This is a genomic window from Zavarzinella formosa DSM 19928, assembly GCF_000255705.1.
In the GTDB taxonomy this organism is placed as follows: Bacteria; Planctomycetota; Planctomycetia; order Gemmatales; family Gemmataceae; genus Zavarzinella; species Zavarzinella formosa.
In genome coordinates, this window is the sequence record NZ_JH636442.1 from 131,713 (window position 1) to 156,554 (window position 24,842).

Genomic DNA, 24,842 nt, shown 5'->3' on the forward strand with positions numbered 1-24,842 from the left:
GCGAGGTATGGTTCGAATTTCCGCATTCCACCTTTTCGCGATTCCGAGTATGTTGGGAGAAGTGATCCATTTTCTCCGAGTTCTGATCTGTCTCGCATGCGGGCCGCTGTTGCTGCCAAGCAGTTTCTGCGTTTGCGCGGAGGATGGACGAGAATCGGCTCTCATCGGACACGAAGACCACCACGATCACGATTGTCCCGGCGAACATTCGCCGCATGATGTCGATTGCCCGACGATGTGGGAAGCCTTGGTTTCCCCGGTGATTTCGATGGATTTGATCCCGGTCTTCGCGTGGCTGATGCCTCCGGCGATGGGTGATCCCCGCCCGGTGGCGGTTGTTTCCCCACTGGAGTCTGCTTCCCTTTCCAAGCACGTTGATCCGCCACTTTACCTGTCCCACTGCGCGCTCGTTATTTGAGCGGGCCTCTCTTCTTCGATCATTCTCCCTGAACTTTTTTCGCATCTCCCACGGAGATCATGCCGTGTTTTTTAAGCGATACATCATTGTTGGCCTCGTCGTTGTCGGCGGGGGAGCCGGATTGTTCCTCACCCGGTCGCACTGGCTGCCGTTGCTTGGCCAATCAGCGCCGACGGAAGCCAAACATGAGGAACCGCCGAAGGCGGCGGGTGAACAGGTGTTCCTGTCGTCGCAAGCGCAGCAAAACCTGAAACTCGCGGCGAAACCGCTGAAGCCGGACACATATTGGAAGACCATCAGCGTCCCCGGACAGGTGATTGACCGGCCGGGCCGGAGTGATCGCGGCATCGTCGCCCCGGTCAGCGGCATCGTGACCGGCATCCACCGCTTCGCCGGGGATTCCGCGAGCGCCGGGGATCTGCTTTTCACGCTTCGGATTCTCAGCGAGGGCATCCAACTCACTCAGACGGACCTCTTCAAAACCACGCAGGACATCAAACTGGCAGAGGCCCAACGCCAGCGGTTGACGACCTCTGGGGCCGTCGCCGAATCCCGGCTCATCGAAGCCGACAACCAAATCACCCGGTTGAGGGTGGCGCAGCGGGCCTATCGGCAGGAACTCATTAATCGGGGCCTCAGCGCCGCCCAGATCGACGCGGTGGCTGATGGCAAATTCGTCAACGAGATCCGCGTGAGCCTGGAAAACCGGGAGGCAGAACCGGTCGCCGACTTTGAGATTCAGGAAGTGAAGGTGGAACTTGGCCAGCAGGTGGTCGCCGGATCGACGCTGTGCCTGCTTTCCAACCACCGTCTCCTCGCCATTGAGGGGCGGGCTTTCCGGGATGAAACGCCGCTGGTGGAGCGAACGTTCCGCGAAGGCTGGCCCGTGGCCGTCGATTTCCGCGAAGATTCCCTCGGCGGGTGGGAACCGCTCACCCAACCATTCTTGGTCGGGTACATCGCCAACACCATCGACCCGGATTCCCGCACGTTTGCCTTCCGGATGCCCTTAGAAAACCAGCCGCGCACGGTCGAACGGGACGGCCGCCGGCAAACACTCTGGCGTTTCCGGCCGGGGCAGCGGGTACGACTGTCCGTCCGGGTGGAAAAACTGGACAACGTGTTCGTGCTTCCGGCCGATGCGGTCGTCCGAGAGGGGGGCGAAGCGTATGTGTTTCGGCAAAACGGCGATGTGTTCGAGCGCAAGCCGGTGCGGGTGTTGGAGCAGGACCGCGAACGGGTGGTGATCGCCAACGACGGGAGTGTCCCCGCCGGGTTGTACGTCGCCCACGGCGGGGCCGCGCAACTTAACCGCATGATTAAGGCCCAATCCAGCACGTTGCCGAAGGGCTTTCACATCCATGCGGACGGATCGGTTCACATGGGAAGTCATGATTGAGTTTTCAGCCATCAATGAAAACTGAAACCTCAAACCAAGTGAAAGGCCAACCATGCTCACCGCCCTGATCCGTCTCTCGTTGCACCATCGCTTTCCGATCATGATGCTGGCACTCGTGGCCATTGGATACGGGACGTATCTTTCCACGACTATGCCGATTGATGTCTTCCCGGATTTGGACCGGCCACGGGTGGTCTTGCTCACGGAATGTCCGGGGCTGTCGCCGGAAGAGGTGGAGGCCACCGTCAGCGTTCCGATCGAGACGGCCATGCTTGGGGCGCAAGGGGTGCAGGCGGTGCGCAGTCAGGCCAGCCAGGGGTTGGTGGTGACGTTTGTGGAATTCGGCTGGGAAACCGAGGTGCGTTACGCCCGGCAGATCGTGCAAGAACGTCTGACGGCCATCGCCGGGACGTTGCCACCCAATATCCGGCCGCTGATGACGCCGCCGAGTTCCATCATGGGACAAATCATGATGGTGGGAATCTCGTGGGACCCGGCCGACCCGCCGAAATCGGACCCGGCAGCCCGACGGCGGGAGCTTCGCACCATCGCCGACTGGGTCATCCGGCCACGTTTGCTCAAGGAGCAGGGCATTGCCGAGGTGATCGTGATGGGCGGGGATGTCAAACAGTACCAAATCCTCGTCAACCCGGAGAAGTTGCAAGAATATGGCGTGACCTTGCAGGAGGTCGATCTGGCAATCCGGGAAAACAATCTCAACGCCAGCGGAGGATTCACGGAGGAAGGCCCGGTTGAACGCTCCGTGCGGGTGATCGCCCGGCTGGGACCGGAACCGGCCAAAGTGCTGGCCGATCTGCGGATGATCCCGGTGAAAAACGACGGCCGGCGAAACGTCCTGCTCGGTCAGGTGGCGGCCGTCGAGGAAGGCCCGGCCCCCAAGCGGGGAGATGCGGGCATCGACGGTGAAGCCGGGGTCATCATCACGGTGGTGAAACAGCCGCATGCGGACACGCGGGCGGTCACGGATCGTGTGGTTGCCGCCATGCACGATGCCAAGGCCAGCCTGCCCAAGAGCTTGGTCGTCACCACCGACCTGTTTCAACTGAAATCGTTCATCGACCGGGGGATTTATTACGTTGGCGAAGCCCTCGTCATCGGGGCGATTCTGGTGGTGTTCATCCTGTTTCTGTTCCTGATGAATTTCCGCACCACCCTCATCACGCTCACGGCCATTCCACTGTCGTTGGTTGTAACGGTTATCGTGTTCCGGCTGATCGGGATGATCACGGGTCAAGAACTGTCAGTGAACGTGATGACTCTTGGCGGGATAGCGGTGGCGATGGGGGAATTGGTGGATGATGCCATCGTGGACGTGGAAAATATCTTCCGTCGCTTGCGGGAGAACAACGCCCTCGATCAACCCAAACCGGCGTTGACGGTGATCTTTGAGGCCAGCCGGGAAGTCCGCTCGGCCATCGTGTTCGGCACCGCCGTCGTGATTCTGGCCTTTATGCCGTTGTTTGCTCTCTCGGGTGTCGAAGGCCGCTTGTTCATCCCCCTCGGGCTGGCTTACATCGTTTCGATTCTGGCCTCCTTGCTGGTGTCCCTGACGGTGACGCCGGTGTTGAGTTCGTTCCTGTTGCCAAATTCACGGGCCGCCCACGGGGAGCATGATGGATTGTTGCTGCGGGGGTTGAAAGCCGTGGCTGGCCGGTTGATTCGCTTCAGCATGAACTGGCCGGGGTTGCTATTGATCTTCACATGGGTGGCCGTCGGGGTGGCAGCATGGAAGTTTGAAAGCCTTGGCAAAGATTTTCTGCCGAAGTTCGACGAAGGGAGCATCCAAGTGAACATGACGCTTCCGGCCGGGTCGTCGCTGCGGGGTTCGACCGATGCGGCGGCCCTCGTTGACGCGAAACTGCGGCGGTTTCAAAAGACGCCGGAGAATCCGAAGGGGGACATTCTTCACTTTGTCCGGCGAACGGGGCGGGCCGAGCGGGATGAACATGCGGAGCCGGTGGGTCGTAGCGAGTATATTCTGAGCATGAATCCCCTGTCTGGTCGGCCTCGGGATGAGATGCTGGCAGTTTTGCTGAAGGAATTGCGTGAGGAAGTGCCGGGCGTCGATTTCGAGGCGGAACAGCCGCTGGCCCACCTGATTAGTCACATGATTTCCGGGGTGACGGCCCAAATTGCCGTGAAGGTGTACGGGGATGATCTGGAGCAGCTTCGGCAATTGGCCACCCGCATCAGCCGGTCGATGGCCAATGTGCCCGGCGTGACGCCCCCGGTGGTGGACCCGCAGGAAATCGTGGATGAGTTGCACATCGTCCTTCGGCCGGAAGATTTGGCCCAATATGGGCTGAGCCGGTCGTATGTCGCCGCTTTTGTGGAAACAGCCATGAAGGGCGAAGTAATTTCGCAGGTGTTGGAAGGGCAACGGCGGTTTGATCTGGTGGTGAAACTTCAGGCGGCCGAGCGAACCGATTATCGCCGGTTGCGGGAGTTGCGGATCGACTTGCCGGGAAACCGTGGGCAAATCCGGCTGGCCGACGTGGCCGATCTTCCCGAAGGGGCGGGCGGCCCCAACCAGATCAACCGGGAGAATGTCCGGCGGCGGGCCGTGATCCGCTGCAACGTCTCCCAAGGGGACTTGGCCGGGGTGGTGGCCGAGATCGAACGCCGGGTGAAGACGGAAGTGCCGATGCCCGAGGGGTATTTCGTGGAGTACGGCGGGCAATTCGAGGCCCAACGCTCGGCCAGCGCCCGGTTGCTGATTCTGGCGTTGGTGTCGCTGGCCGGGATTTTCGCGGTGCTGTGGTTGCTCTGCCCCTCCGTGCCGATCACGCTGCAGATTTTGAACGCGATCCCGACCGCCTTCATCGGCGGGGTATTGGCTCTTGTGTTGACCCGCCAAACGCTCACGGTGGCCGCGCTGGTGGGGTTTGTCTCTCTTGGCGGGATCGCCGTGCGGAACGGCATCCTGTTGGTGACCCATTACCTTCATCTCATGAAAGAGGAAGGGGCGGCGTTTGGCAAAGAGACCGTTTTGCGGGGAAGCCTCGAACGTCTGGCCCCGGTGTTGATGACCGCCCTGACCGCCGGAATCGGCTTGGTGCCCATTGTGGTCAGCGGGAACAAACCGGGATTGGAAATCCTCTACCCGGTGGCGACAGTGATCCTCGGTGGACTGGTGACATCAACCTTTTGCGAATTTTTGATTCACCCCGGCTTGTTCTGGCGATTCGGCGGCCGGGATGCGGAACGGTTGGTTCGGTCGAACTGACTGAATGACAGCGGTTGCTTGGAGTTTTCTCTCTCAAGGAGTGTTGACGATGCGTTTTTCTCAATGGATGCTGTTCGGCGTGCTGGCCTCCGGGGTGTTCGTCGTGGGATGCAATCCCCCGGCGGCCGACACCAAGCCGGTGGCGAAGAAGGATGACCACGGCGACCACGATCACGACGACCACGACCACGGCGAAGGCCCCCACGGCGGCACGATCCTCGAATTCGGCAAGTATCACGGCGAATTCACTGTCGATCACAAGACCAAGGAAGCCACCGTCTACATTTTGAGCGGCAACTTGAAGAAGGCCGTCCCCCTTGATGTTGAAAAGCTCACGCTGAGCATCAAGAAGCCGATGTTCCAAGTCGATCTGCTGCCGAAACCGGCGAAAGACGATCCGAAGGGGTCTTCCTCGGTGTTCGTCGCCAAGCACGATAACTTCGGTGTGGAACAGGAATTCGAGGGCACCGTCAGCGGCGAAGTGGCCGGGAAGCCGTATGTCGGGGAGTTCAAGGAAAAGGCCCACGACCATGAGCACGAGAAGAAAAAGTAGTCAACAGGCTCACGATTTCTTGTCCAACCGGATGACGCCGTCCCATTGTTTGCGGAACTCGGCGGGTTCCATCAACCGACGCAGGAACCGGCTCGCCGGGTCGGCTCCGTCCGGGGTGCCGTCCAGTTTGTCGAGCCGCTCGGTCACCCGGTTCCAGTTTCCCCGTTGAAAAGCCCAGACGGCATCCTGCCAGCGTTCCAAGTATTCCCGCGAATAGGTTTCCGGCCGGGCCAGTTCGTGGATCGTCGTTCGGACGGTCATGCCGTCCGGTTGGACGACGGGAAACGGCCGCAATTGAAACTCCCGTTCCTCCGGGTCGCATTTCCGCAAAAAGGCGGCGGCGTTTTCGTCGATCAGGATGGGAACGCCGACCAGCTTGGTCATCCCCTCCAGCCGGGAGGCCAGATTGACCACCGGGCCGAAGACGCCGAACTTGCGGAAGTCAAACGGGCCAATTTCCCCGGCGACCGCCCGGCCGTGGGCGATGCCGATGCCGCAGCGGTAATGTCGGCCGGTGCGGTGGGTGGTCCGTTGGAAATTGTGCAGGATCTGGAAGGCGGCGCGGGCCGCCTCCAAAACTTGATTGAGGTCGTCGAACGGCCAGCCCCAGAAACCCATTGCCGCGTCGCCGACGAGATCGCCGACCACTCCCGCGTTGTTGATGATGGCCGCCGTCATGTCGCTCAAGGCGTCACTGATCTGGCGCCATTCGTTCATCAAATCAGCGGAACCTTCCGTGTCCCGGCTTGATCCCCGCAAATCGCAGAATAACACCGTGACATCCGTCTCGCGGGGCTTCCGGGTTTCCGGAGCGTCGGAATGCGTCAGGATTTCGGAGATTCGCTTCGGCAGGTAATGCTCGTAACGGGTAACCTTCTCCTTGGCCGACAGCAGTTCGCGGACACTTTTGTAAATCTGCACCACAAGGTCGATGGCCGCCTGCGAATGCAGCAGTTCCGGCGGGATGGGAGCGGTCAGGTCTCGGCTTGGCGGCAACATGCCCGCGATGTAAAGCCCGACACGCTTCCGGTTGCGTTCGGGATGAAACAACGGGACGCATACCGCCCAATCGGTCGCTCCGCGCCAAAGGCTGTCCCCTTCCGCGAAGTTTCCAACATCTTGGTTACGCGCCCAGAGGGTGTTTTCGGCATTTGTAAAGAGGGCCAGTTCGGCCAGCGAGCGGGACACCCGGAGTTCATGACCCGTCACCCCAGCCCGGCGACCGAGCGTCTGCCGGACGGCCACCCGGCAATGGCCCCCCTGCGGCCCGGTGGCGGCGTCCTCCACTTCGGCATCAATCACAGCGGCCATGTCGGCGAGCGGCACAATGGAGATCACAAACTCCAAAATCGCCTGATAGCTGTCCTGCTCCTTGCGCGCCTTGCCAATGAGGCCGGGAAGTTCGTTGAGGGCCACCAGCACCGGATCGGGGGTAAGCGTTTGCCGAAAACTCATCGACGGCACGGCCAGCGGCCGGACAAGGGTGTTGGTCATGTCCTCCCGCTGGATTTGCTTTTGATCGGCCGTTTCCGGTTTCTTGTCATGCAGTTGAAAGCTGAATTTGCCGATTCGAAACGTCTCGCCGATGCCGATGCGAAAATTGTCCTTGGAGCTTCCGGCGTGCCAGATCGGCTCGCGGGTCGGGGTGGGTTCCGTCTTGCGTTCGACATGAAGCCGTTTTTCGGCGGGGTCCCAGAACACCCACGCATGCAGGCCGGAGATTTGCCGGTCCGGGTCCGCGACCACCCATTCGGATCGGTTGCGGGAATCGGCGGAGGATTGGGACAACATGGAGTTTGTCAACGGCGTCCGGCCGATGCTCACCCGGCGATTGTCCGGCAGTTCCCGGCACCAAAGGAAGGTCGAACCCTCCCGTGATGGCGGCCGGTTGATGATTCTTGCCTCAAGTTCAGCCATATTGCTCGTTCATCCGTGATGTGGAAACGCCAAAGCCCTCCGGGAAGACCGCCAAAAGCGGCCACCAGGAATTAAAAACAGACGGGGATGCCATCTCATTTCGCGGCTGGATCAATCTTCAACGAAGGGGGGATCAATCATTGAACCGATGACCTGATCGGTCATTCCAACAAATATTCCGGAAGCCCGGAAGCACCGACGGGATAACGAAACTGTAGCTTGCGATTTTATCCGACGCAATCAACGAACGAGAATCCGGCCGAACTATCGCCGGGCATGAAATGGGCCACATTTTGGAATTGCCAACACGCTCAGCCGGGTTTCAGACGATTGGCCTGAGAATTGGGATGAAACTCTTGGCGGCCATCCACGAACACGGCCACCCATTCGGCGAGCCGTTTGCCGAGCATTCGGCAGGCGGCTTTTGTTTCTTCCTCGCGGGGTTCGCGCACGGCGACCGCCCCGTAATGAAGCGTCATTAGTTTGCTGACGTAATCCGTGACGCCGAACGTGAGGAAGCCGAAGTTCATCAACACCATGAGAATGGACTGGCAGGCAATCTCGCTGCCCCCGGCGATGCCTCCGGAGGAGGAAAACGCGCAGGCGATCTTGCCGTCCACTTTCATCCAATGGTTGTGCATCGGCTCATCCCAGAAGCGTTTCATCTGCCAGGAGATGATGCCCATGCTGGTGGGGCAACCGCAGGCCAGGCCGTCGCACCAGATCACGTCTTCCGGCGAAGCCTCGGCGACTTCCCGGAGGCGCACTTCCATGCCGGGGATGGCATTCACCCCCTCGGCCACCAGAGCGGCCATTTTCGACGTGTTGCCAGTTTGCGAGTGATACAGAACGAGAATCTTGCCCAAGGGGATGCTCCTGATGATTAACCGGCCGTACTCCGGGCAAACAAATCGCGAATCTCCCGGATCGGTTCCGCGTATCGATCAAACGGGATGCCATCCACGGTGGCGGTGAAAGCTCCGGCGACGCCGTCCACCAGCGGGGCTTCCGTCACCAATGTCTGGAGCAATTTCTGCTCCGTGTCCGGGTTGAACAGTTCCGGCCGACGAACACCTCGCAGCCACATGGTCCCGGCGGCCAGCGCGATGCCGCCCCAATTGGAGATGCCGCACACGATCAGATGATCGGCCGCTGTCCGACAGGCCACCTGCCCGCCATTCGGGATGTTTTTTTCGATCACGCTTCGGGGAATCTTGCCCATGCCGATTTCGTTGCCGCCATCGCCGATGCCGATGGTCACATAATCTCGCGGCCCCTCGAAGAATTGATGGGCGGGGAATGTCATCGCCGTGATGTCCCGCCCCCGCATGGTGTGGTTGGTTCCCGCGACGGTGGGTCCGCTTCGTTCCAAGGCGATGAGATGCGTCAGCGCCCCGGCCTCGGCCAGAAAGTCCTGTGTTCGCAAATCAATGACAGGGACATGAGGCATCCCCCGGTGTTTGACACCAATCGTCAACGCGGCATACCCGGCCGCGTCGGAGGCGAGAACCACGGGGATGCCGATTTTGTCCAGCATCTCCGCCAGAAAGAGCGATCCCGGCGGTCCGTCTGTCTCCCCCGTCGGCGGGCTGACCGAGGGAATCATGAACCCGGTGATGATGCCGACGCGGGGGTTGGGATGTTCGGCGACCGACCGGCATGCCGCCTCGAAGTCGCCGAGGGTCGCGGTGATGAGATTTTCAACCGGATCATTGGCCAACCCCCGCCGGCCGACATCAACTTGAACGGTTCGCAAAATGTGGTCAAGCATGAGGCTCACCATTCCCAAACCGTGAGTGAAAAACCATTTTCCGGCGAATGATCGAACACCAGAATTCGCCGGAAGCCCCACTGTTCCGCCGTCTGTTTCACATCGGCCTCGCGCTCGGCGGCGGTCGTGAAGTGATCGAACGGTTGCGGAGCGGGCACGAGGTCGAGGCCATATCCGACGTGCCGGACATTCGGATGGTATTCCGGAACACCCTCAATCATTGCAAACCCGGTGATCGCTGGCGCCAGGAACGCGGCGCTCATTCGCTTCCGGCCTTCGTAAAACGAGTCGGTTTCGGGATTGTCGAAAATTTCCCAATAGGCCCGGTTTGACCGCGGAATGAACAGCAAGGTGTGCCGTTTCTCCTCGCGAGAATGACGGGAGAGTTCCAAAAGTTGATCGACAATAAGCTGATGGCTCGCGGGCGCGCTTGTGCGTTCCTTTGGCAGCCCGAAACTCTCCGGGATTTGTCGGCCTTTGAGAAGCAACTGCACTCCCCGGCGAAGCCCCTCCCAATCCGGCTTCGCAAGCGATTCATCCACCGGCCAGCCGTTCGTATGAGCGATATCCAAATTTAATTTCCGCACGGCGAACATTAAATTTAGCCCCATCATGAAGAGAACGAGGGCACAAATAACGATGACAACCAACCGGTGCAGCGGGGTTTGGGCTAGGCGGCTTGACCAACTCGGCGGGGAAACCGGACGGACGGAAGGCTGGCGCCACCATAACCCCATTAATAATCCGGCACCCAACCAGCGTTGGCAATCTTGAAAAAAGGCGGCGGTTCCTCCGAACAATCGCCAGACCATGCCGGGCGACAATCCCAGAATAACGATAACGGCCAGCATTTCCCAGCCAAGGATGCGTTTGTTGCGGAAGGCGACCCAGAGATCGCCCAATGTCGTGACACCGCCTCGCCGGAGCAAAAACCAACCGGCCAGGCAGGCCCAAAACACATGCGCCGCAATCGCGTAGGGCCACCAATGCAAGGGAACATATTCCTTCCAGAAAGCGAACGGAATAATTTTCTTGGTCAACTCGTCATAGGCGGGCAAATAAGTCCATCGATAAATCTGGTAGTATGCCAACAAGCCAACAAGGACTGAGATGATGACCAGCGGTCTTTTCCACAGGTTTGTGCGCATGACGGCATAAAGCGCCATACCCAGCATGATTGCCCCGACAGAAATCTTGGTGATCGCCAGAGTTGAGAGAACGGCCGGAAACAACAGCGCCAGCCCGAGTCCGACAGTGAGAGGCTTCCCTTCATGGTGGACAAACCAATCCACAGTCATCGCGATTGACAACAACCAGACAGCGATCGCCAGACATGCGGATTCACTCACCCAAAACGAATACCAAAACCGGAGTTCATCCAGAATCGGTTGGGGCAGGACGCCGATAAGTGCGGCGAAGATCGCCATCAAAGACCAGAAAGTCAGGCCATGGCGATCATTCGACAACGGTTTGGATCGCACCGCCCCGGCCACCGACGCCATGCCAAAAAGATGCAGAGGGATAAAAATCAGCCCCACCACCATCGGGTACAGTTCATAGGCGCTGACACCGGAAAAACCGGACCATCGACTGATGATCCAATGACTGCCGATGTGATACGGTATTCGCCCGATTCCGTGCGTGCCGGTGGTGGCGACCGAATGAGTCTGAAGCATTTCGACGATGGCGGCATGGAAAAGCGGATCGGCGCTTGTGTTTATTTGCCGGGAAAGCGCGCTTGGATTATCCACATGGTGATAACCCGATCCCCAAGCGAGCGAAGCAAGAAAACTCCCCGTGATTACTCCGCCGCCGACAGTCAGAAACCGCCCCGAACTGGTCGTGATGAACCACCGGACCAAACCTGTCATCGACAGGCCGAATCCCAGACCGGCGGGGATCAATGCCAAATGACGCAGGGGAAGCAGACCCATCAGCACCAACAGGGCGAAAGCGCACAACGCGCCGGCGGCGGGCCCGGATGCCCATGACTCCCGCACCGGCGAACCCAAACGCCTCCAGATGATGGCCATCAGAGGGTTCCATTGGACGAACAGGCTGCAGCCAAGGATGGTGCCTGGCGTCCACAATTCCTCAACAGGGTGCCCCGCCCTGGCCCAACCATAAATGCCGGCCATCGTCAGGGTGGCAAAGGATGTGAACACCCGCACCGTCTGATTGGGATTTTGCGTGTCCATATTATCCATTGAGGAGAAGATATCCGATTTTCATGCGGGCAAAACCAAAGGCGACCACAACCACGGTCCCGGAAAAAACGCCTTCGCGCCGACTTTACAAAACAGATGGTTTGTCTGCGGCAGGCCACACGGCTGGGATTTTCAGGGTAATTGGCAATTGAAACGGCGATGCGACATGACCCAAAGAATGATCCCGAAAATGAGCGCGAACGACAATTGCACCAGATAAGAGTACTCGCTCATCCACGGGCCGTGGTTCATAAAGTAACTCTGCTGAGGAAAAATATCTGTTCTGTTTGTGAGCTCAAGTTCGGCCACGCTCATTGGAAACCAAATTTTCGTGCTGACAAGGCTGAAAACTCCGAAGGCGATCCCAAAACCCTGGGTGACAATCGATTCAGGAATGATCTTGACGCATAAAAAAGCCATGATTGGCCAAACACAAGTCAATAATCGGGATTCGGATCCCACCGCCAGCAAAGCGGTCATTATCAACAAGCAGGACATGGCCGTCCCTTGACGATGGAATTCATCACAAAGCGATTTCCAATACACGACACAAAGCAAGACCAGTGGCCCGTAGAAAACCGCATGCGCCAGTTGGGAAACACCAATGTTTTTGATTGATTGATTGATGGTGTTGATGATTACCATCTCGGGAATGGTCGATGCTTCCCGGTGAAAGTGGCTCACATAAAGTGTCACGCTTCCCTGCACGACCAGGGCCACAACAAGAACCAGCAGAATCCGTCTTGAGCGGAAATACCCCGGCAATTCACCCGCCACGGCGGACAATCGCGGAATCACCGGGAAAAGCATCGCCGTGATGATGGCGGCGCCGGCGAACACTTTGAAGTGTGCGAACTCGCGGGCCACCGCCTTGATGTTGGATGTCCCCGGCCAAAAGGTTGATTTCCACTCGCTGGTTGTCAGTTTGAGCCATCGGTCATTCGGAATGGAGATCATCACGACTGTCAGCAAGGCCAGCGTGAACACAATGAGGATTTTCGATCTTTTAAACCGGTCTGGCTCGCCCGTCGGCGGCGAGGTCAGCGGGTCGTACGGTCTGGCCAGGAGACCCATCCCGACAAATAAAAACGTCGGCCAGACAAACGATCCGGCCAATGTCACCGCCACCAGAATCATGACTCTATTGGTGACATAAGCCCATAGTGCGACCATTCCGCATGCGAATGCCATGTGGTCGGTCAACACCGGATAATAAGCAAAAAATCTTGCCGCTTGAAAATTAACAAACAGCGAGAAGAACAACACCCATTGTTTTCGGAGCGAGAAACGGTGGCTAAGGCCGATGAATGCCAAAAGCGAGACAAACAATGCAAATCCGTTCAAAACTTCAAACGAAGTAATGATGTTTTCCGGCGTCGGTTCGACAGACAGCACTCTCAATGAATAATAAACGATGGCGGGCGGCAATATTCGTTTGATGTAATAGGCGTTCACACCCTCTTGGAACACCTTTTCCTCAAAGCGCTGGGCCATCGGCTTGTATGCCGAATATCCATCCCAACCCATTCCTTCATTGATGGATATTTTATCGTGCCACAAAACCGAGGCCACATACCCTGACATGCCAAGCATTATCCAGCAGGACATGATCGCCACGCGCCAACGGCCGCAATGACTGGTTTTGGTGTGTTCAGTCATTGCGCCCGGTTTGATAATCTGTCAGGTCCGGGCTTTTGACCAAGCCGCCGGAACGAATTTCCTCGACGATGTAACGGGGGCGGTTGCGAATCTGATCGAAGGCACGCCATAGGTATTCCCCCAAAACCCCCGTGGACATCAACTGAAAACCGCCCAACAGGAGGGTGACGACCATCAGCGAGGACCAGCCGGGATTCGGGTTGCCCAAAATCGCGTTGATCACGATGAACACGGCGTAAGCCATGCCCAGAAAGCTAAACAAGATCCCGGCCATGCTTAACACGCGAATGGGCAGATAGCTAAATGCCACAATCGAGTCAAGAAAGAGTTTCGCCTTCTTGCGGAACGACCACTTGCTGTGGCCGAACAGCCGCTTTTCCTTGGTCCACTCGATATGGCATTGATTGAAACCCAGCCAGTGAATCAGGGCAAGGAACGAGGTGTTCCGTTCCGGCAACAAGTTGTAGACGTTGATGACCTTTCGGTCGAGCAGCAGAAAATCGGCCCCTTGGATCGGCATGTCCTTGAAGGCGATCCGGCGCATCACCTGGTAATAGATTTTGGACGTGAGCTGGTTGAGCCAGGTGATCCCCTCGCGGCCGGAGCGGTCGGCCCACACAACCGCAAAGCCCTCCCGCCATTTTTCCATCAGGGCGGGAATGGCCTCGGGGGGGTCTTGCAAGTCGGCGGCCAGCAGCACGGCGGCGTCGCCGGTGGTCTGGGCCAGACCGGCCGAGAAGGCATAATGCGAACCACAGTTCTTGGAGAGCCGCAGGTAGGTAACGCGGGGATCTTCAGTCGCCCATTGCCGGGAATAGGCCGGCCCGCCGTCGGTGGAGTGGTCGTCCACCAAGATGATCTCGGCTTCGCAGTCGAGTTTTCCCAACACTTCGCTCACGCGGGAGCGAAACACCGGCAGGTTCTCGGCCTCGTTCAAAAAAGCGGTGATCACAGACAGTTTCATCGGGGCGTCTCTCCGGCCGCCCATTCGGCCACCTCGGCTTCAATGTTTCGCACCACCCGGCCCGGCACGCCGGCCACCAACGAATAAGGCGGAATGCGGGAATGTTCCAGCACCACGGCCCCGGCCGCGATCACGCAATGATGGCCGACGTGCGAACCCATCAGGATCACGGCGTTGGTGCCGACGAACACGTGGTCTTCAATCGTGGTGGGATGGCGGTCAACAATCGCGTGTTTTCGCTCGGTCAGACACCGCTTGACGGTGGAGTGAGTCAGAATTTGGGCGCCGCAAGAGATGTCGCAACCCCGGCCGATGCTCAGCCCCCCCTGCCCGTCGATCAGGGTGAACGCCCCGATCCAAGTGCCGGGGCCAATGCTCGGCTCCCCGGTGATCCAGCAATGCGGATTGTACGGGTTCGGCGGAATGCCGTGAGGCAAAGGCGTCGGAGGCGGGACCGGCGATTCCATGATGCTTCCTGCATGGATGATTCGGAACGGACGGCGTCACGCCGCCGCGCTGACTGGTTGGTTCAACGGAATCCGCCGCCCCTCGGCCCGGATGCTGCGGTGGGCCGCCTCCAAGATCCGCACCACGTTCAACCCGGACAAACCGTCGGTCAGGGGGCGTTCCCCGGTCCGGATGCACCGGGCGAAATGTTCCACCATGTTTCGCAACGGTTCTTCCCGCGGCAAATGAGGCGACCAAACATCGCCCATGCGATAGCCGACCAGCAATCCGTGGCGGGATTCCGGTTCGTCGGACACATTGATGCCCCGGTCGTACACTTTGATCGGTTCGTTCGGATCAAGGTCGTTGAACACGACGCTCTTTTGATGGCCGCCGACGATGAGTTGCCGGATTTTCACCGGGCTTAGCCAGTTCACGTGGAACGTGGCGGTGATGTTGTCGCCGTAATCAAGTGTCAGATAGGCGACGTCTTCCATTCCCGAGAACGTGTGGCTGATGCCGTGGGCGTTCACGGCGATCGGCGTCCGGTCCACCAAGTGGGAGACAATCGCAATGTCGTGACAGGCGAGATCCCACAAAACGTTGACATCATTTTGGAACAAGCCAAGATTGATGCGGACGCTGTCGAAAAAATGCAACCGGCCGAGTTCCCCGGAATCGATCAGTTTCTTGATCCGTCGAACGGCCGGACTGTAGAGGTACGTGTGATCCACCATCAAGGTGAGATTTCCGTCGGCCGCGAGGGCCAGCAGTTGTTCCCCCTCGGGCGAGGAAACACACAGCGGTTTTTCGACCAGCACATGCTTGCCGGCCCGCAAGGCCGCCGCCGCGAACGGGGCGTGGGTCTTCGGCGGCGTGGCGATGGCCACGGCCTCCACCTCGGGGTCTTTCAACAATTCCTTGAAGTCCGTGAATTGCCTCGCGGCCGGGTTCAGCCCCGCGACGGCATCGAGCCGGCCTTGGTCACGGTCACAAACGCCAACCAGACGGGTGGTCCGCGACGCGGTGAAATTCCGAATCAGGTTCGGCCCCCAATAGCCGCAGCCCACCAAGGCGACCCCGACCGGGGCGGCGTTGACGGGAGAATGTTGGGTGCTGCTCATGGTTTCTCCGAATAATCGCGTCAGGATGCGAGGGCGTTACGGCTGACAACGGACTCAAGGCCATCACACACCCGATGGACATCCCCGTCGGTCATTTGCGGATAGAGCGGAACCAAGACAGATTCATCCGAGGCGGCCTCGGACACCGGCAGGGACAACCCCAAACCGGCATACGGTGGTTCCCGGTGGGCGAGCATGATCCCCCGGCGGGTGGATATCTGCCGGGTCATCATATGATTCATCAGTTCCAGTCGGCTGACGGGGGCGCCGGCCTTCAACCGCAGCGGATAACTTTGGAAGTTGGGTTCCGTGTCTTCGGGGACGAACGGCGTTTCAATCCACTTCACCGACGCCAGACGCTCACGATACACGTCGGCCAGATGCCGCCGCCGGGAGATGATCTCGGGGAGGCGGGCCATTTGGGCGATGCCCACGGCCGCCTGAAGATCGGTCATCCGGTAGTTGTACCCAACCATCAGATAGCTTTCGATCACCACCTGTTTGGAACCGTGTCGTTGGGCGTCGGTAACGCTCATGCCGTGCTGTCGCAACAAGCGGAGTTTCGCGGCCAGCGGTTCGCTGTTGGTGGTAATCATCCCCCCGTCGCCCGTCGTGATGATCTTGCGGGGGTGCAGGCTGAAACAGGCCATCACGCCATCGCCGCCGATGGGCCGGCCTTTGTATCGGCTGCCAATGGCGCACGCGGCGTCTTCGAGAATGGGGAGGCCATGCTCCCGGCCGATGGCCAGAAACGCATCCATGTCCGCCGGCATCCCCACTTGATGAACGGGCATGATGGCCTTCGTTCTCGGGGTGATGGCCCGGCGGGTGGCCTCGGGGTCCAGATTGTAGGTTCGGGGATCGACTTCCACGAAAACCGGATTGGCCCCGGCGTGTCGGATGGAATTGGCGGTGGCGATGAACGACATGGACGGGCAGATGACCTCATCCCCCGGCCCCACATCCAAGGCGATCAGAGCCAGATGCAGGGCGGTCGTGCAATTGGAGACGGCGACGGCCTCGGCCGTGCCGCAGGCGGCGGCGAAAGCCTTCTCGAAAGCGGCCACCTTCGGCCCTTGGGTGAGCCAACCAGAGGCAATGACCTCGGCCACGCCTCGCTGTTCTTCCTCGCCGACCCAAGGCACTGCAATCGGAAGCATCTCGCCCCTTCGCGGTTTTTTCCGCTATTTCCAGTTTCGGGATTGCAAATCCCTCAGCAATCCCACCGGTCCCTCCGGGTGCCCCCGGAAGTGTTCCACCAGATGGCCGATTCCCTCGCCCAAGCTGGTCCGCAACCGGAAATCCAACGTTTGTTCGGCAAGTTTGGAGTCGGCCAAGTGTCGGCGCACATCCCCCGGTCGCGGTTCGGCGAAGCCGGGAGTCAAGTCTGTTCGCCCGGTTTGCTGCAACACCTGCCGGGCTATTTCCAATATAGTCGTCTCCCGGCCCGAACCAAGATTAACGGTTTTTCCGGTAAGGGCATCGGATTCCGCAACCCGGCACAACCAATAGGCCGTGTCGGCCACATAAATGAAGTCCCGCGTTTGCAGTCCGTCGCCGAAAATCGTGGGGGCCACGCCGTTCATCGCCCAAACGACAAACCGGGGAATCACCTCGCCGCTGTCCCCCTCGTGGTGGCTTCGCGGGCCGAAATTATTGAACGGTCGCACGACCGTCGTGTTCATTCCGTAGGTCCGGAAGAAGGCCCGCGCGTATGCCTCGCCCGCCAGTTTCGCGCCGCCGTAGACCGTTTCCGGAAAACAGGGGTGTTCTTCGTCCATCGGGGCGCGGAGCGCAGTCCCGTAAACTTCCGAGGAGGAAACGTGGACAAATCGTTCGATCTTGGCGGCCCGCGATTCTTCCAGAAGTGTCAGCGTGCCGGTTGCGTTGACCTCGTGGTTCTCCTGCGGATTGCCGATGGAGTGTCGAACCCCCCGGCAGGCCAGATGGAAGACGACATCCGCCCCGGCGAGGCATTTCACCACCGCATCCCGGTCCCGGATGTCCCCGCGAACAACCTCCAGGCGGGCATCGCCGGCATGATGGGCAATGTTCGCATTCCGGCCGGCGGTGAAGTCGTCCAGAATCCGCACTTTTCGCGCGCCTGATTGCAACAAGGCATCAACCAAATGCGAGCCGATAAAGCCCGCCCCGCCGGTCACCAAGGCCGTCGCATCCGACAATTTCATGGGTGATTCCTGTTCAAGCCGCGTGACGTTTCGTCATCGGCAGGAGTTCCTTCAAAGAGTCGCAGACCGCCGTGAGTTGTTCGGCCGTCAGTTCCGCGTACATCGGGAGCGAAAAACAGGAATTCATGATTCCCTCGGCCACCGGGAAGTCGCCGACCCGATGCCCCAGATAGGCATAGGCGGGTTGATACGGGACCGGCGTGGGATAATGCACTCCGGTGGCGATTCCTTTTTCCGCAAGCGCATCCCGCAGGACGTCCCGAGAACCCGTCTTCAGTTGCACGCAGTACACATGCCAGACCGGATCGTGCCCTTCGGCCACCCTCGGGAGTTGCAATTCCGATATCGAGCCGAGCTGGCGTTCGTAAAAGCGGGCATGCCGTCGCCGGGCGTCGTTCCACGCGGGCAAGTGACGGAGTTTCACGTCCAGCACCGCCCCTTGCAAACCTTCCATCCGCGTGTTGAAGCCGATTTCCACGTGATTGTGGCGGCCTTGCTGGGCGTGGTCCCGCAGGCGGGCAATCCGTTTGGCGATGCTCTCGTCGTTGGTGACGATGGCCCCGCCTTCGCCGAACGCCCCGAGGTTCTTGCCGGGATAAAAACTGAAGCTCCCGATGTGCCCGATGGAACCGGCGCTGCGGCCATTCTGAGTGGCCCCGTGTGCCTGGGCGGCATCTTCGATGACCACCAGTTTGTGTTCCGTGGCGATGGCCATGAGAGCCGTCATGTCGGCCATCTGCCCATAGATATGGACGGGCATGATCGCCTTGGTCTTCGGCGTGATCGCCTTCCGCACCAATTCCGGGTCCAGCGTGTAGCTGACCGGATCGACATCCGCAAACACCGGCGTCGCCCCGACATAGCTGATGGCCCATGCGGTGCTGACCCACGTCAGCGGGGTGATGATGACCTCGTCGCCCGGACCCACCCCGGCGGCGATGAGGGCCATTTGCAGGGAGGTCGTGCCGTTGTTCAGGCCGACGCAATGGCTCGTCCCCGCGAATTTGGCGAAGTTTCGCTCAAACCGTTCGACGGCCGGACCGAGGATGAACGCCGAGGCGTCAATCACTTCGTCCATCGCGGCCCGGATTTCTCCGGCCACGCTCCGGTTTTGGGCGGGAAGATCGAGAAACGGAACTTTCATGCCTCTCCTTGGCTCGGAGGAACTTCACGGACCATCCGGGCGGGAACCCCCGCAACAATCATTCCGGGCGGCACATCCTTGGTGACCACCGCCCCGGCCCCGATCAAGGCGCCGGCCCCGATGGTGACGCCGCACAAGATCACGGCCCCAGAACCGACGGACGCTCCCCGGCCCACCCGCGTGGGAACGACGGCCCAATCCGCTTCTGATTGCAATTCCCCGGCTTCGTTGGTCGCCCGCGGATACCGGTCATTGATGAAACAGACGTGATGGCCCAGGAAGCAGCCGTCTTCGATGACCACGCCTTCGCAGATGAACGTGTGGGAACTGATTTTACACCGCGAACCAATGAACGCCTTCTTCTGAATCTCCACAAACGGACCGATCTTGGTGTCTTCGCCGATCACGCAACCATAGAGATTCACGAAGTCTTGGATCTTGGTTCCCCGGCCCACGATCACATCAGGGGCGATTTTTTGAAGCGGGCTGGCCGGATAATTCACGGGTGAAAGCTTCCTGCGGGATAGACGGACAAGATCGTCTGACAAAGGTAGTGCTTATACGCGGTTCCAAATGGGGCGTCAATACCATCAGCGGCGCCAAAAAAACTCAAACGGACGGATTTTGGGGGATGTGGGAAAGCGTAGCAAGTGTCATCGGCGATGTTGAACGATCGGAAAAAACGATATGGCCCGTTACATTGCGAACCCCGATGGCCGCATCCTTTGCCGGATCGTCACGGGACTTGTGCTCCGGCCGAATCAGCGGAAAACGGCGATGACGCAGCGGCCGAATCATAAAAAGGCAGAGTCGCACCCCGTTTGAACCGGAAGAAAGCCGCTTGAGCCGAACCATGCCGAAGCATATGCACCCGACCGAGTTGGCCGAGAAACTCAAGGCTGGCGAGAGCGTTTATCTGTTGGATGTCCGGCAACCGTGGGAACATGAATACGCCCGACTGCCGGGAGATGTGCTGATTCCGTTGCACGAACTCGGCGAGCGAATCGGCGAGGTGAACCCGCCCGAGGGGGCCGCCATTGTGGTGTATTGCCACCACGGAATGCGAAGTCTGTCCGGGGCGGCCATTCTGGAAGCGAAGGGCCTCGGGGAGTGCTACTCCCTTTACGGCGGGATCGAGGCATGGAGTCTGCTGATTGACCCCACGGTAAAACGATACGGTTGAGATTTCAATCGGCGTGAACAGCCCGTTCGCTCGTTCGCCGGGTGTTTGAAACCGGCATTTGGAGAACCGGAACTCGCGGCGATCCGGTCACCACATTTTTCCACCAAAACCCGAGAAGCGTGCGGAGCGTCTTCGGGATCTCCCGAAGCGACACCGTGCTTTGCCCTCGGCGACGCGGCCGGTGTCGGACGGGAACCTCGGCAACATCCCAATTCAGTTGACGCGCCCGAAACAGCATTTCCGCGTTCACAAAGAAGCCGCGAGATTCCGGCAGCAGAAAGCCGAGGGCTTCCCGCTGGAACACCTTCAGGGCGCAATCACAATCCCGCACGCCAGTGTTCAGAAAAAATCGCACCAGCCGGTTGTAACCGCGAGAATAGAACTTGCGCCGCCACGGGTCTTGCCGGTCGGCCCGATAGCCGACGGCCACGGGGCATTCCCGTGTGAGGACGACGAGGTCTTCCAAGTCTTCCAGATGAAATTGGGCGTCCGCGTCCGTGAAGGCCACCAGATCAAACCGGGCGGCCTCGAACCCGGATCGCAGGGCGGCCCCGTAACCCCGGTTCATCGCGTGCCGGATCAATCTCACTTGGGATCGCGTCTCGGCCAGTTCGTTCACCAGGTAAGCCGTGCGGTCCCGGCTGCCGTCGTCGACGACGAGGATTTCAAACTCGTAGCCGAGGCCGACGAGGCTTTCGTGGGCTTCGGCGACCGCCTCGACAATTCCCGCTTCTTCGTTGAAAGCCGGCATCACCAGCGAAAGACGTGTCGAATCCGTTCTCATCCGTCCGGCTCCTTTCCGACGCGAAACCCAAGGCCGTGAATTGGCGAAGAATGCCAATTCGGGGGATTTCCGTCAAGCCGGAACGCGGGGGGAGGTGGTTACGGGCATAACCACATCAAAATCGCTTAAAAATCCCCGGTGCCGCGTTTGCTCCACCACGGGAGAGAGAGACCGCCGTCGAGGGAGAGGGTGCTGCCGGTCAGGTAGCCGTTGCGGGAATCGACGAGGAACAACACCCCCAAGGCCATTTCTTCGGGGGTGGCCAACCGGCCCATCGGGGTGGCTTGGCCGGCTTGCTGGAGGGTGTCTTCGCTGAAGAATTTTCGCTCGCCCGGTGTGTCCGTCCAGCCGGGGTGGAGGATGTTCACTTTGATCTTGTGGGGAAGCATTTCCATCGCGGCCGACCGGGCCATCTGGTCGTTGCCGGCCTTGGCGATGTTGTAGGCCATGCAATTGGCGAATGCGATGTGGGCGTGCGGCGAGGAGATAATCACCACCGCGCCCTCCCGGCCTTGTTTAATCATCTGGTTGCAGCAGGCGCGTAGCGTGTAAAACGAACCCCACATGGACACGTCAATCGTCCGGCGGAAGCCTTCCATGTTCGCGGTCGTGAACGGTTCGCGGTCGCTGTAAACGGCCGACGACACATAGATGTCCACGCCACCGAGTTCGCTGATGGTTTTGGCGACCATCGCCTCCACGGCGTCCTGACTGGTGATGTCCACTTTCAGAAGCAACGCCTTGCGGCCCAAGGCCCGGATCTCGGCGGCGGCCTCCTCGGCGGCCTCGGGCATTGTCCAGTAGTTGAGGGCCACGTCGGCCCCGGCGCGGGCCAGCATCACCGCCGTCGCCCGGCCGATGCCGCTGGAGGCCCCGGTAATCAGGGCCACTTTCCCGGACAGATCGGCGCTCGGTACGTTCGACATGGGAGAGTCTCTTTTGGGGAACAAAAAAGCCAGCCTCAAATGGCTGGCTCGTTGGTTGAATTCATTCGGGAAGATCAATCATCGTCGTCATCGTCGATCTCTTCCACCCGTCGGCGTGCCAGTCCCGCCTTCTCCAGCAGGGATTCCTTGAACACATCCTCGTCCTCGCTCAACACGGCTTCGATGGCCGCCTGGGCCGAGTTCGAGAGATTGTACTGAATCGTATACTTCCGCTTGGCGATGGCCAGTTCGTCCCCCGGCCGCAAGGCTCGTTGCAGCACCCGCTGGTTGTTGACTTTGATTCCGTTGGTGCTTCCCAGATCGCGAACGTACCAGTATCCGGCTTCCTTGTACGACAACTCGCAGTGCATCCCGGAAATGTTCGGGAACCGCAGGCTGATGTCGCAGGTTTCCCGACGTCCCAATGTCAACACGCCTCGCCGCAAGGGGATGGGATCGCCCCCCCCGGTGGGGACTAGTTCCCCCTGAAATTCGCCCGCCATAATCGGAGACTCCATTGTTGAGAAAGAACAGATGAAGATGTCATGAATTCATGACGAAGAGCATTATAAAGCAGTTGGACAAGACTTGGTCATCACAAGTTCCGAAAAAATTTTAGGCGTGGCAACAAGTGCGGGAACTTCTTCCGGCGATCCGGCAAAACACGCGGGCTACGGCAGATGGGGCGCATCCGGTCCCCCGGCGTGATACACTAAACCGTAATCTTCCCAGCCATCGGACTTTTGAGACAGCGCCATGCCGCGGGAATCCGCCCCTCCGTCGCCGCTTGCCACGCAAACGGCCTTCCGGTTCATGCAAGAGTGGATGAGCGGCTCCCGCCCCCGCATTGAGGATGCCTTGGCGTCCGTTCCCCCGTCCGAACGGGAAAACCTGTTTCAATCGCTGCTCACCGTCGAAGTCAACGGCCGCAAGTCCCGCTCGGAATCGCCCGATTCGGCCGAATATCTGGGCCGGTTCCCCAAGTATCGGGCGGTCATCGTCTCGGCCTTGGGGGAGCCGAAAATCGTCGCCCCGGCGCCGGCCGAAGTCCCCAAAGCCGTGGTTGTCCCGGCGCCGACTTATCCGGCGGCAGTCCCGTACCAGCAGATGGACATGGTTCCCGTGGCTCCGCTCCCGGCGGGAGTGAGCATCATGCCCGTGGCGATGCCGATGCACGCAGAACATCGGCTGAACGCTTTTGAGTTTGGAGCGATGCCGGAAAGCGCCCCCCGGCCCGACCCCATCGGCCAATGGGAAGACCAAGAAACCCGCAAGCTCGGCTGGATCATCGGCCTGTCCTTCGTTGGCATTCTCGGGATCGGCGCGGCCTGTGCCGTTGCCTTCATCCCGTGGGGAAGCAAGCCGCCTACGGATCAACCCGTCGTGGAGGTGGCCGAGAACCCTGTCGCGGAGGGGCCGAAGAATCAAAGCGTGAAGACGGAAACCAAGGACATCGACATGGGGGGGCCGAAATCGACCGGCGATCCCGAGAAGGACATGGTTGACTGGCTGATCAAGATCGGCGGGGCCGGTTTTGTCCTCACGGATCAAGGGGGCCGGGTGCGGTTCAACGGCGGTCAGAACATGCCCAAGACCGGCAAGTTTACCGTGGAGCAAATCACCCTCGACGCCCAGACTTCCAATCTTTGGAACAACCGGAATGTCGGCCAGTTCTCCGAACTCAAGGATCTGAAAAAGCTGGAACTCCACCGAGACAAAGACCTTTCCGACGAGACGCTGACCCCGCTGGTTGGCAAGGCCAAATTGCGTCAACTCGAACTTCGCGGCAACGATTTGAAGGTGACCGGCGAGGGGATCGCCCGCTTCCCTGAGTTGGAGGGTTTGGTCGTCAACACCGCCCCGGCTTTTGCTGATCCCGATTGCGGGGCCATCGGCAAGCTGCAAAATCTGGCCGCGATTGAACTCAACGGAACGAAAATCACGCCGATTGGCTTCGGTCACCTGGGCGCGTTGCCCAAGTTGAAGACCTTCATCTTTGGCGCGGACCTGACGCTCTCGCCGGATCACATCCGCCGATTGCAGACCGCTCCGCTGGAGGAAATCCGATCCCCCAACGGCTTGGGGGATGATATCTTCATCGAGTTCGCTGTTTTCACGAACATGCGAAGATACTCGGTTCGCAAAACAACGGTCACGGCCGCCGGTTTCAAGGCGGTGGCCGGTCAGTTGAAACTGGAGGAAATCTCCCTGATCGGTTCCGGCCTCACCGGCGATGCCCTGCAACATCTCGCGGAACTATCGTCCCTGACAACGCTGGACCTCTCCGGCGGCAAGATCGAGGGGGACATGGTGGCCGTTCTCGCCAAATTGCCGAACCTCAAATCCATCCGACTGGCCGGGAACCCGCTGGTAGACAAAGACGTGGCGCACCTGGCGTCGCTCGAAACGATGGAATTGCTCGACCTGAGCAACACCAAGATCACAGACGGCGCATTGGGGGCGTTGAAAAAGCATCAAAAGCTGAAACGCCTGATCGTGAAGGGAACGCCCGTCACTGCCGGGGGCATCAAGGATTTCACGATGGGCACACCGCAATGCGCGGTGGAAAAGTAGTCAACGGCCGTGTTTCTTCACTTTGTCTGTTTCCACGTTCGTCCGTCGTCATCCGATTGAAAAATTCGGCGGGTGGTCTTCACTTCCAGCGAATCCACAATGTCATCAACGGTCAGTGTCCATCGCCCGTCGGCGAATGAGAGGTTTTCGTCAAAGCTGAAGAACTCATCGGCCGCGTAGGGGGTGTTCATGCGGGTGAAGTTTTCGGCCGTGCAAACGGTTGTTTCAATTTGGAGGGCGGGATTCACGAACACCAGCGACTTGGAATAAATGTCGCCGGGGGTTTCTCTCGCCACAATTCGGGGCGATTCTGGCAATTGATCAGTCATGATGATC

At 59.5% G+C, this 24,842-nt stretch carries 22 protein-coding genes; 6 read left to right on the top strand and 16 right to left on the bottom strand.

Features of this window, described 5'->3' with window-relative positions; all coding sequences use genetic code 11:
* The first annotated feature begins 61 nt into the window (after positions 1 to 61).
* The 4 genes from BGIM_RS0121760 to BGIM_RS0121775 all read left to right on the top strand — a co-directional run bounded on the left by BGIM_RS0121760 (position 62) and on the right by BGIM_RS0121775 (position 5,617).
* Positions 62 to 418, top strand: a complete 357-nt coding sequence (locus BGIM_RS0121760; RefSeq protein WP_157369331.1) for a hypothetical protein — start codon at positions 62 to 64, stop codon at positions 416 to 418.
* Positions 419 to 482: 64 nt separating this feature from the next.
* Positions 483 to 1,817, top strand: a complete 1,335-nt coding sequence (locus BGIM_RS0121765; RefSeq protein ID WP_020471847.1) for an efflux RND transporter periplasmic adaptor subunit — start codon at positions 483 to 485, stop codon at positions 1,815 to 1,817.
* A gap of 52 nt (positions 1,818 to 1,869) precedes the next feature.
* The gene (locus tag BGIM_RS0121770) at positions 1,870 to 5,064 is read left to right on the top strand and encodes an efflux RND transporter permease subunit (RefSeq protein WP_020471848.1); all 3,195 of its coding nucleotides are present in this window, start codon (positions 1,870 to 1,872) and stop codon (positions 5,062 to 5,064) included.
* A gap of 49 nt (positions 5,065 to 5,113) precedes the next feature.
* Positions 5,114 to 5,617, top strand: coding sequence for a hypothetical protein (locus tag BGIM_RS0121775; RefSeq protein WP_020471849.1), 504 nt, complete (start codon positions 5,114 to 5,116; stop codon positions 5,615 to 5,617).
* A gap of 9 nt (positions 5,618 to 5,626) precedes the next feature.
* Here BGIM_RS0121775 and BGIM_RS0121780 read toward each other — a convergent pair whose 3' ends face one another.
* The 12 genes from BGIM_RS0121780 to BGIM_RS68040 form a co-directional block, all read right to left on the bottom strand.
* Positions 5,627 to 7,534 (bottom strand): adenylate/guanylate cyclase domain-containing protein, encoded by a 1,908-nt coding sequence (locus tag BGIM_RS0121780; RefSeq protein WP_020471850.1) that lies wholly within the window; start codon positions 7,532 to 7,534, stop codon positions 5,627 to 5,629.
* Positions 7,535 to 7,845: 311 nt separating this feature from the next.
* Complete coding sequence (locus BGIM_RS0121790) at positions 7,846 to 8,400, bottom strand: flavodoxin family protein (protein WP_020471851.1); 555 nt, start codon at positions 8,398 to 8,400, stop codon at positions 7,846 to 7,848.
* A gap of 17 nt (positions 8,401 to 8,417) precedes the next feature.
* On the bottom strand, positions 8,418 to 9,305 hold the full coding sequence (locus BGIM_RS0121795; RefSeq protein ID WP_157369332.1) for a glutamate cyclase domain-containing protein: 888 nt from the start codon (positions 9,303 to 9,305) through the stop codon (positions 8,418 to 8,420).
* A gap of 5 nt (positions 9,306 to 9,310) precedes the next feature.
* Entirely contained in the window at positions 9,311 to 11,512 is a 2,202-nt protein-coding gene (locus BGIM_RS0121800) for a hypothetical protein (protein ID WP_040889905.1), read from the bottom strand.
* Positions 11,513 to 11,644: 132 nt separating this feature from the next.
* Entirely contained in the window at positions 11,645 to 13,129 is a 1,485-nt protein-coding gene (locus BGIM_RS0121805; RefSeq protein ID WP_157369333.1) for a hypothetical protein, read from the bottom strand.
* Positions 13,130 to 13,163: 34 nt separating this feature from the next.
* The gene (locus BGIM_RS0121810) at positions 13,164 to 14,135 is read right to left on the bottom strand and encodes a glycosyltransferase family 2 protein (RefSeq protein WP_202947291.1); all 972 of its coding nucleotides are present in this window, start codon (positions 14,133 to 14,135) and stop codon (positions 13,164 to 13,166) included.
* Complete coding sequence (locus BGIM_RS0121815) at positions 14,132 to 14,602, bottom strand: acyltransferase (RefSeq protein ID WP_020471856.1); 471 nt, start codon at positions 14,600 to 14,602, stop codon at positions 14,132 to 14,134. Before BGIM_RS0121815 ends, BGIM_RS0121810 begins: the two co-directional genes overlap by 4 nt.
* A 36-nt stretch (positions 14,603 to 14,638) precedes the next feature.
* Positions 14,639 to 15,706, bottom strand: a complete 1,068-nt coding sequence (locus BGIM_RS0121820; protein ID WP_020471857.1) for a Gfo/Idh/MocA family protein — start codon at positions 15,704 to 15,706, stop codon at positions 14,639 to 14,641.
* A gap of 20 nt (positions 15,707 to 15,726) precedes the next feature.
* Positions 15,727 to 16,866: a DegT/DnrJ/EryC1/StrS family aminotransferase gene (locus tag BGIM_RS0121825; protein WP_020471858.1), complete on the bottom strand. Its 1,140-nt coding sequence runs from the start codon at positions 16,864 to 16,866 to the stop codon at positions 15,727 to 15,729.
* Positions 16,867 to 16,890: 24 nt separating this feature from the next.
* Positions 16,891 to 17,895 (bottom strand): NAD-dependent epimerase/dehydratase family protein, encoded by a 1,005-nt coding sequence (locus tag BGIM_RS0121830; RefSeq protein WP_020471859.1) that lies wholly within the window; start codon positions 17,893 to 17,895, stop codon positions 16,891 to 16,893.
* A gap of 13 nt (positions 17,896 to 17,908) precedes the next feature.
* Entirely contained in the window at positions 17,909 to 19,039 is a 1,131-nt protein-coding gene (locus tag BGIM_RS0121835; protein ID WP_020471860.1) for a DegT/DnrJ/EryC1/StrS family aminotransferase, read from the bottom strand.
* Positions 19,036 to 19,542: an acyltransferase gene (locus tag BGIM_RS68040; RefSeq protein ID WP_020471861.1), complete on the bottom strand. Its 507-nt coding sequence runs from the start codon at positions 19,540 to 19,542 to the stop codon at positions 19,036 to 19,038. Before BGIM_RS68040 ends, BGIM_RS0121835 begins: the two co-directional genes overlap by 4 nt.
* Before the next feature lie 338 nt (positions 19,543 to 19,880).
* On the opposite strand from BGIM_RS68040, the gene BGIM_RS0121850 reads away from it, so the two are divergent.
* Complete coding sequence (locus BGIM_RS0121850) at positions 19,881 to 20,222, top strand: rhodanese-like domain-containing protein (protein WP_238537699.1); 342 nt, start codon at positions 19,881 to 19,883, stop codon at positions 20,220 to 20,222.
* A gap of 4 nt (positions 20,223 to 20,226) precedes the next feature.
* Here BGIM_RS0121850 and BGIM_RS0121855 read toward each other — a convergent pair whose 3' ends face one another.
* From BGIM_RS0121855 to BGIM_RS0121865, 3 genes are all read right to left on the bottom strand, one after another.
* Positions 20,227 to 21,006: a glycosyltransferase family 2 protein gene (locus BGIM_RS0121855; protein WP_020471864.1), complete on the bottom strand. Its 780-nt coding sequence runs from the start codon at positions 21,004 to 21,006 to the stop codon at positions 20,227 to 20,229.
* 125 nt (positions 21,007 to 21,131) lie between these two features.
* On the bottom strand, positions 21,132 to 21,932 hold the full coding sequence (locus BGIM_RS0121860; protein WP_029630269.1) for an SDR family NAD(P)-dependent oxidoreductase: 801 nt from the start codon (positions 21,930 to 21,932) through the stop codon (positions 21,132 to 21,134).
* A 74-nt stretch (positions 21,933 to 22,006) separates the two neighbouring features.
* A complete protein-coding gene (locus BGIM_RS0121865; RefSeq protein WP_020471866.1) occupies positions 22,007 to 22,435 on the bottom strand; it encodes an FHA domain-containing protein in 429 nt (142 codons plus the stop codon).
* A 253-nt stretch (positions 22,436 to 22,688) separates the two neighbouring features.
* On the opposite strand from BGIM_RS0121865, the gene BGIM_RS0121870 reads away from it, so the two are divergent.
* Positions 22,689 to 24,506, top strand: a complete 1,818-nt coding sequence (locus tag BGIM_RS0121870) for a leucine-rich repeat domain-containing protein (protein WP_020471867.1) — start codon at positions 22,689 to 22,691, stop codon at positions 24,504 to 24,506.
* A 17-nt stretch (positions 24,507 to 24,523) separates the two neighbouring features.
* Here BGIM_RS0121870 and BGIM_RS0121875 read toward each other — a convergent pair whose 3' ends face one another.
* Entirely contained in the window at positions 24,524 to 24,835 is a 312-nt protein-coding gene (locus BGIM_RS0121875) for a hypothetical protein (RefSeq protein WP_020471868.1), read from the bottom strand.
* Positions 24,836 to 24,842 lie beyond the last annotated feature (7 nt).

Bases quoted from the DNA above. Each gene is read 5' to 3' on its own strand.
- BGIM_RS0121770 (WP_020471848.1), top strand. From the start codon at position 1,870: ATGCTCACCGCCCTGATCCGTCTCTCGTTGCACCATCGCTTTCCGATC.
- BGIM_RS0121775 (WP_020471849.1), top strand. From the start codon at position 5,114: ATGCGTTTTTCTCAATGGATGCTGTTCGGCGTGCTGGCCTCCGGGGTG.
- BGIM_RS0121780 (WP_020471850.1), bottom strand. From the start codon at position 7,534: ATGGCTGAACTTGAGGCAAGAATCATCAACCGGCCGCCATCACGGGAG.
- BGIM_RS0121795 (WP_157369332.1), bottom strand. From the start codon at position 9,305: ATGCTTGACCACATTTTGCGAACCGTTCAAGTTGATGTCGGCCGGCGG.
- BGIM_RS0121800 (WP_040889905.1), bottom strand. From the start codon at position 11,512: ATGGATAATATGGACACGCAAAATCCCAATCAGACGGTGCGGGTGTTC.
- BGIM_RS0121810 (WP_202947291.1), bottom strand. From the start codon at position 14,135: ATGAAACTGTCTGTGATCACCGCTTTTTTGAACGAGGCCGAGAACCTG.
- BGIM_RS0121815 (WP_020471856.1), bottom strand. From the start codon at position 14,602: ATGGAATCGCCGGTCCCGCCTCCGACGCCTTTGCCTCACGGCATTCCG.
- BGIM_RS0121820 (WP_020471857.1), bottom strand. From the start codon at position 15,706: ATGAGCAGCACCCAACATTCTCCCGTCAACGCCGCCCCGGTCGGGGTC.
- BGIM_RS0121825 (WP_020471858.1), bottom strand. From the start codon at position 16,866: ATGCTTCCGATTGCAGTGCCTTGGGTCGGCGAGGAAGAACAGCGAGGC.
- BGIM_RS0121830 (WP_020471859.1), bottom strand. From the start codon at position 17,895: ATGAAATTGTCGGATGCGACGGCCTTGGTGACCGGCGGGGCGGGCTTT.
- BGIM_RS0121835 (WP_020471860.1), bottom strand. From the start codon at position 19,039: ATGAAAGTTCCGTTTCTCGATCTTCCCGCCCAAAACCGGAGCGTGGCC.
- BGIM_RS0121855 (WP_020471864.1), bottom strand. From the start codon at position 21,006: ATGAGAACGGATTCGACACGTCTTTCGCTGGTGATGCCGGCTTTCAAC.
- BGIM_RS0121860 (WP_029630269.1), bottom strand. From the start codon at position 21,932: ATGTCGAACGTACCGAGCGCCGATCTGTCCGGGAAAGTGGCCCTGATT.
- BGIM_RS0121865 (WP_020471866.1), bottom strand. From the start codon at position 22,435: ATGGCGGGCGAATTTCAGGGGGAACTAGTCCCCACCGGGGGGGGCGAT.
- BGIM_RS0121870 (WP_020471867.1), top strand. From the start codon at position 22,689: ATGCCGCGGGAATCCGCCCCTCCGTCGCCGCTTGCCACGCAAACGGCC.
- BGIM_RS0121875 (WP_020471868.1), bottom strand. From the start codon at position 24,835: ATGACTGATCAATTGCCAGAATCGCCCCGAATTGTGGCGAGAGAAACC.